The 13,288-nt window shown below is 51.4% G+C and carries 11 protein-coding genes; 2 read left to right on the top strand and 9 right to left on the bottom strand.

Translation table 11 applies throughout. The features are described 5' to 3' along the window. Positions 1–32: 32 nt before the first annotated feature. The 8 genes from M1D30_RS01245 to M1D30_RS01210 form a co-directional block, all read right to left on the bottom strand. A complete protein-coding gene (locus tag M1D30_RS01245; RefSeq protein ID WP_248505419.1) occupies positions 33–1,160 on the bottom strand; it encodes a hypothetical protein in 1,128 nt (375 codons plus the stop codon). A gap of 28 nt (positions 1,161–1,188) precedes the next feature. After that, entirely contained in the window at positions 1,189–1,797 is a 609-nt protein-coding gene (locus M1D30_RS01240) for a hypothetical protein (protein WP_248505417.1), read from the bottom strand. Beyond that, the gene (locus tag M1D30_RS01235) at positions 1,784–2,383 is read right to left on the bottom strand and encodes an RNA polymerase sigma factor (protein WP_248505415.1); all 600 of its coding nucleotides are present in this window, start codon (positions 2,381–2,383) and stop codon (positions 1,784–1,786) included. The genes M1D30_RS01240 and M1D30_RS01235 overlap by 14 nt, the downstream gene beginning before the upstream one ends. A 190-nt stretch (positions 2,384–2,573) precedes the next feature. Next, a complete protein-coding gene (lpxA, locus tag M1D30_RS01230) occupies positions 2,574–3,353 on the bottom strand; it encodes an acyl-ACP--UDP-N-acetylglucosamine O-acyltransferase (RefSeq protein ID WP_248505413.1) in 780 nt (259 codons plus the stop codon). Between the two features lie 75 nt (positions 3,354–3,428). After that, positions 3,429–4,775, bottom strand: a complete 1,347-nt coding sequence (locus M1D30_RS01225) for a TolC family protein (RefSeq protein ID WP_248507683.1) — start codon at positions 4,773–4,775, stop codon at positions 3,429–3,431. Between the two features lie 147 nt (positions 4,776–4,922). After that, positions 4,923–8,180, bottom strand: coding sequence for an efflux RND transporter permease subunit (locus tag M1D30_RS01220; protein WP_248505406.1), 3,258 nt, complete (start codon positions 8,178–8,180; stop codon positions 4,923–4,925). 30 nt (positions 8,181–8,210) lie between these two features. After that, positions 8,211–9,392, bottom strand: a complete 1,182-nt coding sequence (locus M1D30_RS01215) for an efflux RND transporter periplasmic adaptor subunit (RefSeq protein ID WP_248505404.1) — start codon at positions 9,390–9,392, stop codon at positions 8,211–8,213. Positions 9,393–9,547: 155 nt separating this feature from the next. Then, positions 9,548–10,519 (bottom strand): leucine-rich repeat domain-containing protein, encoded by a 972-nt coding sequence (locus M1D30_RS01210; RefSeq protein WP_248505402.1) that lies wholly within the window; start codon positions 10,517–10,519, stop codon positions 9,548–9,550. A 247-nt stretch (positions 10,520–10,766) separates the two neighbouring features. Here M1D30_RS01210 and gdhA point away from each other — a divergent pair, with 247 nt between their 5' ends. Then, entirely contained in the window at positions 10,767–12,104 is a 1,338-nt protein-coding gene (gene gdhA / locus M1D30_RS01205; RefSeq protein WP_248505400.1) for an NADP-specific glutamate dehydrogenase, read from the top strand. Between the two features lie 34 nt (positions 12,105–12,138). Further along, the gene (locus M1D30_RS01200; RefSeq protein WP_371874145.1) at positions 12,139–12,603 is read left to right on the top strand and encodes a septal ring lytic transglycosylase RlpA family protein; all 465 of its coding nucleotides are present in this window, start codon (positions 12,139–12,141) and stop codon (positions 12,601–12,603) included. Here the strand turns inward: M1D30_RS01200 and M1D30_RS01195 are convergent. Beyond that, positions 12,581–13,267 carry a glycine zipper domain-containing protein gene (locus tag M1D30_RS01195; protein ID WP_248505398.1) on the bottom strand — a complete coding sequence of 229 codons (687 nt, stop codon included), beginning with the start codon at positions 13,265–13,267 and terminating at the stop codon, positions 12,581–12,583. The genes M1D30_RS01200 and M1D30_RS01195 overlap by 23 nt on opposite strands. Positions 13,268–13,288 lie beyond the last annotated feature (21 nt).

Genomic DNA, 13,288 nt, shown 5'->3' with positions numbered 1-13,288 from the left:
TTGAGTTTTTTACATTTTCACAATTTCACATTTCACTTCTCTTTCCGATACTCCAACTTCCCGTTGATGTAGCTCTTCAGCTTTCGCCATTCTCTGGGTATCCAGATTTCACCCTTCGAGGTGAGGAAGAGAATGTGGTAGCCAGCATCATCGAGCGTCCATTTGAGGAAGTATTCATCACTATCCTCATAGCTTATCCCATGGAGCAGGTCAGCAGGGTTCCTGACAGGGATGCGTTTGCTGAAATCATATTCGTATGGCTGTTCAGGATGGCTGTTGATGTAGTTGTATGATATCGAGTCCAGCTGTTTGTACAAGGTCTCAGCCTCTTTCTTGTACTCATTCGGGATGAAATAGTAGGTGCCTGTCGTCAAGCCCGTGTGACTGTTGTCGCCATACATGCTTTGTCGCGTGGTCTTATGGCTGAGATTACCATGCACGACGTCGTCATCAAATCCTTTGTCGTGTCGCCAATAGACGGGATAGGTCTTCACGCCCTTCAGCTTCTTCACAGGTTTCAGAACTGGCTGGATCAATGCCTCGAAAGCAGCAATGTCAAAGGGTTTCATGTAGTCGTACGCAATGCCGTTGGATTCATCGCACCAATGTATGTAGGTGCCTAACATGACGTCGCCCTGATGGTTGAATTCGTGAGATTTGTAATAGTCGAAACTGGCCACTTCGCGGGCATTGGAGAAATACACATTATTCTTAATACGCGTGGAATGGATCGAGTCATCGTCCTGACGGAATGCCAACGAATACTTGATGGTGTCAGCGTCCTCCTTGTGGTACTCATACATATAACTCTCCGAAGCCTGCTTGCCCAACAATGCGAAGGTGACACGGATGGAATCGATGGTCTGCTCCAACTTCTTCACGCGCTCGGTTTTGATGCTGTCATGCTTACTGAGCACCATCTGCCTTACCTCCTCGCTTGGGGCTTGTACAAAACTGGGTGCGAACGTGTTCTCTGAGAAGAATACTTGGTAGGTGTGTCTGACACCTTCTTTTCCTATGGAGTTCGACTGTGTGTGTTTGACGTTATAGCCCTGCTGATGGAAATAGTCCTCCAACTGGCGGAGTTTTTCATTGGGTTGCTGTCCCTGTGCTGTCAGGCACAATACCACCAACAGCACGCATGTGAATAGTTTTTTCATTGTTCTGCTATTTTAATGTGATGAGTATTTATTCTGTCACCATGGCCAGTGCCACCTCTTGTTGTAGGCGTTCTCCGCGTGAGCGGATGTCCTGCATCTGATTCATGACGAAGGCATACGGGTCTTCGATCATTGGGTCATACACTGGCTCTTCCACCACAGCCATCAGTTCTTCCTCTACGGGGGCGGCAGGCAGTTCCTGAACCTTCTCTTTTTCCTCCACAACCTCTTGCCGCTTTGCCACTTTTGCCACCACTTTCTTCTGCGGCACCACCTGCTGCACAGGTTTCGGCTCTTTCACCACTGCCACCGTCTTCTGCTCCACCACTTCTGGCTTTTTCACCGTGATGGTCTGCTTCGGTGGGTCTTGCTTCGCCACGACTGATTGCGGTGTCTCTTCTGTCTTTTGCCAGAAATGGAGTGTCAACAGCAGCAGGATGCTGGCAGCAACGGCTCCTATGGAGACGTAGGTCCACAATCGGCGGTGCTTGGACTGCGGAGCGACCTCAGAAGCCTGTATGCGTGCCATCAGGCTGTCGGCAAAGTCGGCCGAGGGCGTCAGCTTTTTAGCAACCTCATTTCTGTGCTGCAAGGCCTGTCGGAGGCCTTGGTCTTTATGGAGTTCATCTTTCTTCATTGCTTTCAAGAGTTTTGATGATAATAGCCAGTTTCTTTCGTATCCATTGCAACCGCGAGTAGATATAGGGCTCGTCATGGCTAGCGATGACGGCGATGTCCCTGACGGACCGGTTGTCGAAGTAATAGAGGTTGAGCAGCATCTGGTCGTCGGGCTTCAACTGGTCGATGGCCTTCTCCATGAGTGCCACGCGATGGGCGGTAGTATCATCGAGCAGGGCGTCGGCCTCAGCATCAGGAATGGTGTCGAGCCATTGTTGTTTCACATCGATGGTGGCAATATGCCTTCGGCGCTGTCTGTAGTGCTTCAATGCCGTGTGGTAAGCAATGCTCAGGAGCCAGGTTTGAAAACTGGCCTTTTGCGCATCATAGCGGGCAAGACTTTGGTAGGCTTCGAACAGAACATCCTGTGTAACCTCCTCTGCTTCTTCTGGCGAAGGTATCAGTCGAGCCACCATCCGCAACACCTGTCCTGCATACCGGCCAGCAAGCTGACGGAAGAGCGCGGTCTGTCCGTCAAGGATGCGACGTATGAGGAGCGTCTCATCCCGTAAGGCTACGGCTGAAATGACTGTTTCTTTTTCCATTCGCTTGTTGTCTTCTACATATATATTACCACTTTTCAGGGTAATCTATAATCTCATCATCAATTTATTTTCAGAAATTATATGGTTATATCGTGAAAATCAAAAAGTGACTCCCATTCCTAAACGCGCAATGCCGAGCAAACGTGAGTGTTTGCTCGGCATTATTATAGTATCATCATTCATACAATTTTTACATCTTCGTGATGATGCCCAACTTCGTATTGCGCATAAACTCGATGATGTGACGTATCTCGGGACTGTCAGGCACCTGCTCCTCAATCTGAATCACAGCATCGAAGAGGGAGGTCTGACCGTGGAACACCAAACGATAGGCGTTAGCCATATGCTTTATCACCTTGTCGTCGATGCCATAGAACTTACACATGGTGGTGTTGATGCCGCCAAACTCCACGCGTTTGGTACAGATGATGCCCGGTGGCACGTCCTTCGAGAAGGTGGTACCGGCCTGCACCATCGCAGCACGACCCACGCGAACGCCAGCATTAGCAATGACGCTGGAAGAGAAGATGACGCCATCCTCAATCTCGCAGTCACCGGCAATCTTGGTGCCGTAGCCGAAGACACAGCGGTTGCCCACCTTGGTGTCGTGCGAGATATGGGCACCTTCCATCAGCACGTTCTCGTTGCCGATAACGGTCTGTCCACCGGCATGGGTGGCACGGTTGATAACCACATTCTCGCGGATGATGTTGCCATCGCCGATGATGCACTCCGACTTCTCGCCACGGAAATCAAAATCCTGAGGCAGAGCAGCAATCACAGAACCCTGGTGCACCTTATTATTCTTGCCCATGCGCGTACCACTAAGGATGCTGACAAAGGGGAAGATGATACAGTTATCACCAATCTCCACGTCGTCCTCGATATACACGAAGGGATATATCTTACAGTTGTCGCCAATCTTCGCCTTAGGCGATATCTCAGCTTTTGGACTAATTTCGCTTGCCATAATTGTCAATTATCAATTCTTTTAGTCGGCGTTCCGCCTTTGTAAAAGCGGCAAAGCCGAGCGATCCATTATCAATTATTTACTACCGCCTCCCAGAGCCTGATAGAGGTTCACCACAGCCTGCATCTTGTTGAAGTCGTCGGTGACCTTCGAGATGCGAGCGTTCAGCAATCCATTCTGAGCCTGGATCACCTCCAGATAGGTAGAGCCCTTCGAGGTGTAGAGCAACTTGGTGTCCTCCACGTTCTGCTCGTAGATCTTCACCTGCTTCTCGTCAAGCTTACTCTTCTCGTCGCAAGTGTTATAGGCCAAGAGAGCATTGCTCACCTCGTTACCAGCCTTCAGGATGGTGTTCTGGAAGGTATTCAGTGCCTGCTCCTGCTGAGCCTTAGCCACCTTCAGACCAGCCACAATCTGTCCGTGCTGGAAGATGGGCTGTGTGAGCGCACCAACAGCAGAGAGGATCCACTTGCCAGGGTTGACAATCGTTCCCAGGTTATTGGTAAACATCGCCGTACCCGTGATGCTCAGGTTGGGATAGAAACGTGAGCGGGCCGTCTCGGTGTCGTAGAAGCACTGGGCCAGTGCCATCTCGGCAGAGTGAACATCGGCACGGTTAGAGAGCAACTGGATGCCTACGCCAGCAGAGAATGTGGTGGGCAGGCTCTGGTTGTAGAACTTGCCACGGGCAATCTGATGACCAGGCTCGTTGAGCAGCAGCGACATCGAGTTTTCCATCTCGCGAATCTGCTGTTTCAGGTCGGCCTTCTTGGCCTGCACGCTGTAGTAGTTGGCCTCAGCCGTCTGCACACTGGTAGAACGGGCGCGACCCAACTCCATCTGCAACTTCATCATATCCCAAGTATCCTTGGTGAGTCCCTCCATATCAGTAACAATAGCCAACTGCTCGTCGAGCATCATCAGCGTATAGTAGAGGTTGGCCACACCACAGATAATCTTGGTCTGCACAGCCACCTGATAATCCTTAGTGGCCAGCAGTTTCATCTGTGCCGAGCGCTTCTGCGAGAGCAGGTTACCAAAAAGGTCGAGGTTCCATGTAGCGCTGATGGGCAACTGATAGGTACGAGAAACAGAGGCTCCGTCCATCTGCACCTGACTGATAGTGCCCTGAGGAGCGAAAGCCACAGAGGGCAGGAAAGCCAGTTTCGACACGGTGAGTGCCGTCTCCATCATCTTCACGTTGAGGGCAGCATTGCGCAGGTCCACATTGTTTTCCAACGCCTGTTCAATGAGACCCTGCAGCTGAGGATCGGTAAATACCTCGCGCCAAGGCAGGTTGCCGAAGTTCTCATCACTGTTGAGCGCCAGTGTATCGCCATCATTCTGGATGTCGCGCACCAGTCCCTGCGTGTTCACGTCAGGACGCTCATATTTGTTGTAGAGACCGCAGCTGGTCAACATCAAGCTGAGCAACAGACCCACCCCCAGGCCCCTCCCTATATGGAGGGGAGTAGACGCCTTTTTCTTTAATATCTTATTCATCTTTATCTTCATTATATTATTCTACCCATTCCCCTCCCTCGCAGGGAGGGGTCAGGGGAGAGTCTTTTATTTTTCCAATTCATAATCCACAGAACGCTTTGCATACTGCTGTAACTCAGTGGTCACATCAGGATTCTCCTCGTCACCCTCGAACTTCATAGGACTGAACTTCTCCTGCAGACTCTGGAAGAGCACAAACAGGGCGGGCACAACGAAAATCTGACACAGCGTACCAATCAACATACCGCCAATAGCAGCGGCACCCAGCGTCTGGTTACCATTCTTACCTACGCCCGATGCGAACATCATAGGCAGCAGACCGATAACCATAGCCAGAGACGTCATCAGGATAGGACGCAGACGGGCAGCGGCACCCAGCACGGCCGACCATGAGATGGCCATACCAGTCTGACGACGCTCAAGGGCGAACTGCACAATCAGGATGGCGTTCTTAGCCAATAGACCAATCAGCATGATGAGCGAGATCTGCATGTAGATATCGTTCGAGTGGCCAAAGACCGTAGTGAACAGGAAACAGCCAGCCAAACCGAATGGTACAGAGAGAACCACGGCCAGAGGCAGGATGTACGACTCGTACTGTGCCGACAGGATCAGGTAGATGAAGAGGAAGCAGAGTACGAAGATAATCCATGTTGAGTTAGATGCCTTAGCCTCCTCACGGGTCAGACCAGAGTATTCGTAGGTATAACCAGTGGGCAGCGTGGTAGAAGCCACCTCCTGACAAGCCTTGATAGCCTCACCCGAAGAGAAACCGTCGTTCACCGTTGCCGTCACGTTGATAGAGGTAAACAGGTTGAAGCGGTTGATGTTAGAAGGACCATAGACACGCTCCAAACGACAGAACTCCTTCACAGGCGACATACCCGACGGGGTGCGCACATAGATGCTGTTCAGCGACTCCTCCGTCTGTCGGGTCTCGGGCGAGCCCTGGATCATCACACGGAACAGCTTACCATAAGCATTGAAGTTTGAGGCATAGAGACCACCATAGTATCCCTGCAGCGTGCTGAGAATGGTTGCAGGCGACACACCAACCTGCTTACACTTAGCCACATCGACATGTACCATGTACTGTGGATAGGCAGGGTTGTATGATGTCTGCGCCATCTGAATCTCAGGACGCTTATTCAGCTCTGCGATATAGTTCTTCACAATATCATAGAACTTGTTCAAATCGCCACCTGTGCGGTCCTGCATCACCAACGACACACCGCTGCTCAACGAGTAACCAGGAATCATTGGGGGCGAGAAGGCCAAAATAGAGGCATCCTTGATGTGAGCCGTCTTGATAAAGATCTGAGCAATCACCATCTGGGCATCCAGCGGATTCACGAAGAAACGATAGATGCCATCACCCTCCCACAGACCTGAGAGTTTCCACCAGAAACCTTTCTGACGCTGAGAGAAAGGCTTTAGCTTGATGATGAAGGTAGCCTGGTCTGAACCAGAACCGGCAATGAAGTTATAACCCTGAATCTGCTCACGTGCCTGAATGGCAGGATCAGCAGCCAAGATACTATCCACCTCGTTGATAATCTGACGGGTGCGAGCCACAGAAGTAGCGGGAGGCATAGAGATGGTACAGAACACCGTACCCGTATCCTCACTGGGCACCAATCCACTCTTGGTGGTATACATCGTGCCAACCAATGCAGCAATACCTATCACTGTAAACAGCATCATCCTGAACGGCTTGCGCACGGTTTTCTCGATGCTGTTCTTATACTTACCCAGAATCTTATTATATGAGGTGTTGAATGCCAGGTGGAAACGGTCAATGCGACTCAGTTTCTTCTCACCATCCTTACTGTGGGGCTTCAGGAAGATAGCACACAGGGCAGGCGACAGCGTCAAGGCGTTCAGAGCCGAGATGAAGATAGACACAGCCATCGTCACACCAAACTCACGATAGAACGTACCCGTGGTGCCACCCAGGAACGACACGGGGATGAACACAGAAGCCATCACCAGCGTGATAGAGATGATAGCACCCGAGATCTCGTTCATGGCATCGATAGAGGCAGTCAGCGCACTCTTATAACCCTGGTCCAACTTAGCATGCACGGCCTCAACCACCACGATAGCATCGTCCACCACAATGGCGATGGCCAGCAGCAGTGCCGACAGCGTGAGTAGGTTGATAGAGAAGCCCATCACGTTGAGGAAGAAGAACGTACCAATCAGTGACACAGGTACGGCAATCAGAGGAATCAGCGTTGAACGCCAGTCCTGCAGGAACACGTAGATTACGATAAACACCAGGATCAGCGTGAAGAACAGGGTGAAGATCACCTCCTCGATAGAGGCATATAGGAACTCCGTCACATCATAGTTAATCTTATAGGTCATGCCCGGCGGGAACAGCTTAGCCTGCTCCTCGAGTTCGGCCTTCACCTGCTTGGCAATCTCGTTGGCGTTAGAACCGGCAATCTGCTGCACCATACCCAGCACAGAAGGCAGATTGTTGTTCTTCATGGCCACAGAATACATCTGGCCACCCAACTCAATGCGAGCCACATCCTTCAGTTTCAGGGTCTGACCATCAGCATCGCTCGAAATGATGATGTTTCCAAACTCCTCGGCCGACTTCAAACGACCTGTATAGCGCAGTGAATACTCGTAGGCCACGTTCGACTGCTCACCAAAGGTACCAGGAGCGGCCTCAATGTTCTGCTCAGCCAGCACGTTGCTGATGTCAGAAGGCATCAGGTTGTACTGCTTCATCACATCGGGCTTCAGCCAGATACGCATGGCATAGGTCTTCAAGCCTGGGCTCTGCACATCACCCACACCCTGAATACGCTTGATGGCAGGGATGATGTTAATGTTGTTGTAGTTGGTCAGGAACTCGTCGTCGTAACGACCGTCCTCAGAAGTCAAGGTAAACATCAGCACCTGAGAGGTCTGACGCTTCATCACCGTCACACCGATACGTGTTACCTCGGCAGGCAACAGGGCCAGAGCCTGCTGCACGCGGTTCTGCACGTTCACAGCACACATATCAGCATTCATGCCCTGACGGAACAGGATGCTAATCTGTGCCGAACCTGCACCAGCTGTTGACTGGATATAGTCCATGCCTTCCACACCGTTGATACTCTCCTCCAACGGGGTGATAACCGAGTTTTTCACCGTCTCGGCATCGGCACCGGGATACTGAGTGTGCACCACAACAGTAGGCGGTGCAATATCCGGATACTGCTCAATAGGCAGTGAGAAAAGTCCGATGACACCCAGGACAACGATGAGGATAGAGATCACCGTCGACAATACTGGGCGCTTGATAAAATTCGTAAATGTCATATATTTACTCTTTTACTATTTTTTTCCTTTTTACTTTGTCTTCGTTGCATTCACGATGTCGCTGACAGACATAGCCTTAGCCTGCTCTTGGATCTTTTCCTCGTAGCGCTGAGGTGTGATGGGCACAATCTCCATCTTGTCAGTCAACTTCGTAATACCGTTGGTCACATACTTGTCACCAACCTTCAGTCCGCTAGTCACAATGTAGTTCACGCCATCGTTCTGGGGATCAACAGTAATCTCGGTGTAGGCCACCTTGTTGCTGTCCTTCAACAGATACACGAACTTCTTGTTCTGAACCTCCATCACCACACGCTGGGGAATCACGATAGCAGCATCGGCCGAACGGGGGATGATGATTGAGCCAGAGCCACCGCTCTTCAGCAACTTCTCGGGGTTGGGGAAGTGAGCCTTCACCTGTACAGAACCGGTGGTCTTGTCAATCACACCACTCACGGCAACCACCTTACCCTCGTGGGCATAAACACTACCGTCGGTCAACTGCAACTTCACTGGGGGGAAGGCATCAATAGCGGCACGCAGGCCACCCTCGCCCTGTGACAGACTCAGCATATCCTTCTCGGTCAGCGAGAAGTAAACCTCCATCTTACTGATATCCGACACGTGAGTCAGCACGTTCGAGGCACTCACCAAGGCACCCTTCTTGTAAGGCAGTGTACCCACAACGCCGGCAGCAGGACTCTTCACATAGCAGAAACTCAGATTCTCCTTAGCCGAAGCCAGGGTAGCCTGTGCCTGTGCCAACTGAGCCTGCGCGCTGAGGAACGAGTTCTCGGCAGTCTGCAACTCATAGTCACCCACCACCCTGCTGGCGTGCAACTTCTTGGTATTATCGAAAGTCAACTTCGCAGTATTCACAGCGGTCTGGGCGGTGTTCACCGTAGCCTGAGCCTGACGCACCTGAGCCTGATAGGTCTCGTTGTCAATCACGAAAAGCACCTGTCCGGCGCTCACCGTCTGGCCCTCAGTCACATTGATCTGAGTGATAAAGCCAGACACTTTCGGACGGATTTCCACATCCTGAATACCATTGATGGTGGCAGGATAGGTACTCTGAAGAGCAGCGCTCGATTCAGAAACCGTCTCAATAGGATACTCGTTGTCGCCGAACGTAGGACGTCCACCGCCTCCACCACACGACATCAACACTGTTGCAACCATTGCAACTAACATCATCTTTTTCATTTTCATACCTATGTTTTAACTATTTCTATATATTTTTCTTTTTGTGTTTAGGAAACCAAAGTCCGTTTTCGGGTTTCCAAAATGCAAAAATACAAAAAAGGTGCGTAAGAATCACAACTTACGCACTATTTTAACATATTATTAATATAATATGCCCAATATTATTTCAATTCTTTAACATCCTTGAAGTGTTTCCAGTCCTTATCACGGAAAAACTTGTTCTCTTGTCCCTCGGGCACATAGACCGTAGCATTATAACTGTCGAACGCCCCCTCGATGATGGGTACATAGTGTCGTGGACAAACAATCTTCTCAAGGGCAGTGCAACCCTTGAAGGCATCCTTACGCAGACGCTCGATACTCTTGGGCAGGGTAATCATCGTCAAGGCCTTGCAGCCCTCGAAGGTCGACTCCTCGATAAAGCGGATGCTCTTGGGAATATCGATGGCATGCAAACTGCCGCAGTCCTTAAAGGCTTCAGCACCGATAGACTCCATGCGTGCAGGCAGATCGAGTTCTTTCAGTCCAGCGCAGCCCTTAAAGGCCTGTGGTGCAATATATTGCATTCTGTCTGTCAGCACCGTGTTCTTACAACCAGCCACCAGCATCAGCTTACCCTTCCACGTGCACACAATGCCATTGCAGTTGTCGCGCGAGTCGTAGTGGGTATTGGCCGTATCCACGGCAATACTCTCCAATGCCGGACAATAAGCCAGAGCACCATCCTCGATGGCCTCCACGCCAGCAGGAATGACGATATCCTTCAACCCATTGGCATGGGCAAAGGCGCCACTCTTCAGTTCCTTCAGTCCTACGAAATACTGCAGTTCCTTCAAACTCTCAATATTGCTGCCCACGAAAGCCTCGCCCAGACTGTCCACCTCGGCGGCGTCAACACTCGTCATCTCAGTCGCGTCGGCCTTGATCCAGCCCTGCTCACGGGCAATCATAATCAGTTCCTCGTTGGTGTGGACAGAGGCAATAACCTTCTTCTCCACCTCCGGCGCTTTAGGCTCATCGGGCTGACTCACATAATTAATAGCGAAAAAACACAATGCAAAAACAGCCAGTGCAGCCAAGCCGCCCAAGAACCATGTCTGCTTGTAAAAAGGTGTCTGATACTCTGTCTCCATATCAATTTTCAAGTTTTAAAAATTATTCGGCTGCAAAAATACAAATTAAATCCGAAAAACGTCAGAAGTTTACTATTTTTTTACAAGGTTTTAATATGGGGTTAAAAAAGATTAATTGTTTGGCCACAATAGACGAACGTAACAGAATTTTCCTATCTTTGCATCAGAAATAAATAATACGACACTAATCAACGATTCTTCAAAAAAGATCGCTATACCTTTTTAACATTAATAAAACTAAGAAACTATGGAAGTTGAGAAAATTATGCAAGCCCTGGAACGTAAACACCCGGGCGAATTAGAGTACCTGCAGGCCGTTCGCGAAGTGCTGGAATCTATTAAAGACGTCTATAACCAGCACCCCGAATTTGAAAAAGCCAAGATTGTAGAGCGCATCGTAGAGCCTGAGCGCATCAGCACATTCCGTGTGCCCTGGGTCGACGACAAGGGCGAGGTTCAGGTGAACATTGGCTATCGCGTGCAGTTCAACAGTGCTATTGGTCCTTACAAGGGCGGACTCCGTTTTCACCCCTCTGTAAACCTGTCAATATTGAAGTTCTTAGGTTTCGAGCAGACCTTCAAGAACGCCCTGACCACACTGCCCATGGGCGGCGGCAAGGGTGGTTCCGACTTTGCCCCTCGTGGCAAGAGTGATGCCGAAATCATGCGTTTCTGCCAGGCCTTCATGTGCGAGTTGTACAAGGTCATCGGTCCTGACATGGACGTGCCCGCTGGCGACATCGGTGTAGGCGGCCGCGAGATTGGCTATCTGTTCGGCATGTACAAGAAGCTCACCTCACAGTTCCATGGTGCCACCCTCACGGGCAAGGGCTTGGAATGGGGCGGCTCTATTCTGCGCCCAGAGGCCACAGGCTATGGTGCCCTGTACTTTGTGCACCACATGCTCGACACTCACGGACTGGACATCAAGGGCAAGACCGTGGCCCTCTCAGGCTTCGGCAATGTGGCTTGGGGTGCAGCCAAGAAGGCAACCGAGTTGGGTGCCAAGGTGATCACCATCAGTGGTCCTGACGGTTATATCTACGACCCTGCCGGCCTGGATGCCGAGAAGATCGACTACCTGCTGGAGCTGCGTGCCAGCGGCAACGACATCTGCGCTCCCTATGCCGACGAGTTCGACGGCGCTCAGTTCTTCGAGGGCAAGAAGCCTTGGGAGCAGAAGGCTGACATCTATCTGCCTTGCGCCACTCAGAACGAGCTGAACGGCGAGGATGCCGACAAGATCCTGGCTCAGAAGCCACTGTGCGTAGCCGAGGTATCAAACATGGGTTGCACAGCCGAGGCCGTCAACAAGTTCATCGCTGCTGGTCAGCTGTTTGCTCCTGGTAAGGCCGTGAACGCAGGTGGCGTGGCCACCTCTGGCTTGGAGATGACCCAGAACTCGATGCGCATGTCATGGACAGCCGAGGAAGTTGACCAGCGTCTGCACCAGATTATGCAGGGCATCCACGAGCAGTGCGTGAAGTACGGCAAGGAAGGTAACTATATTAACTATGTAAAGGGTGCCAACGTGGCAGGCTTCATGAAGGTGGCCAAGGCCATGCTCGCCCAGGGCATCGTATAGTATTCCAAGCTATTGATGCTGCAGTAAATAACGAATGATTATTAAGCGATACATATTAATCATATTCGCGCTAATATTAAGCCTTACCGTTCTGGGCCAAATCCAGATCGGTAAGGCTTCATTCTATTCTAAGAGAGCCACAGGACGCATGACAGCCAGCGGCGACCGTCTGCATCACGACAGTCTGACATGCGCACATCGCTCCTATCCCTTCGGCACCTTACTTCAGGTGACCAACCCTTCGAACGGCAGAATGATTGTTGTGAGGGTCAACGACCGCGGTCCTTTTGTTCGCGGCCGTATTGTTGACCTATCGTGGGCTGCCGCCAAGGTGCTGGGCATCCTGTCAACAGGCGTGGCCAATGTCATTGTTGAGCCATTGGAACACTTCCACATTCCCATGAAGCGAGACCGCGACCATATCATTCCGAAGGTCAGCGAGGCCATCGAGACCGAGGAGTTCCCGTGGAAGAATATCAAGGGCGTTTCTTTGCCGTAGGCACACGGAACTCGCGCGTCTGCGAGGTTATCTCTCGCCCACTCTGCGCCACGCCCAGGCGCACAATAATCTCACCGTCTTTCAGTCGTTTGTCGGCCAGTATCGTGGCAGTATAGCGTACACCCTGACGCGGACCAATGCTCTCTATGCGCAGGTTATCCGATATCTTGATGTGCTTGTTGCCAGTAGCATCCTCGACAAAGGGCTGCACGTCGAACACAGCATTGTCCGACGTGTTCATAATCTCGAACACAGCCGTACACTCCTCGCCACGCACCAGCACGCCGTCGTTCTGTGTCTCAGTGATCACGGCATGGCGCACCACCAGGGGTGCCTCGACAGGCGCAATCATGATGCGGTCGTCGCCACGTCCCTGTGGGTCGAAGCCACTGTCATCATGCTGGCGACGGTCGCCATACGGCGCCATACGGCGCTCTTGCGACTTGTCTATGGCCGAGCCGATGACAGCACCAGCCACAGCCCCACCTACCGTGCCGATGAGCGAGCCAGTGTGCTGACCACGCCAGCCGCCGGCAATGCCGCCGATGGCCGAACCGATGACATGTCCGAACTCGCCGCCCACGTAAGCGCCACTGGCGGCATTACTGGTGCAGGCACTCACCAGGAGTGCCCCACTTATCAACCATAGAAAAGTCTTTTTCATCTTTCTCCTCCTATTTCCTTT

The sequence above is a fragment of the Prevotella sp. E15-22 genome (assembly GCF_023204875.1).
Lineage (GTDB): Bacteria > Bacteroidota > Bacteroidia > Bacteroidales > Bacteroidaceae > Prevotella.
Note: the sequence above shows the minus strand (reverse complement) of the source record. Positions and strands in the feature narration are given on the sequence as shown.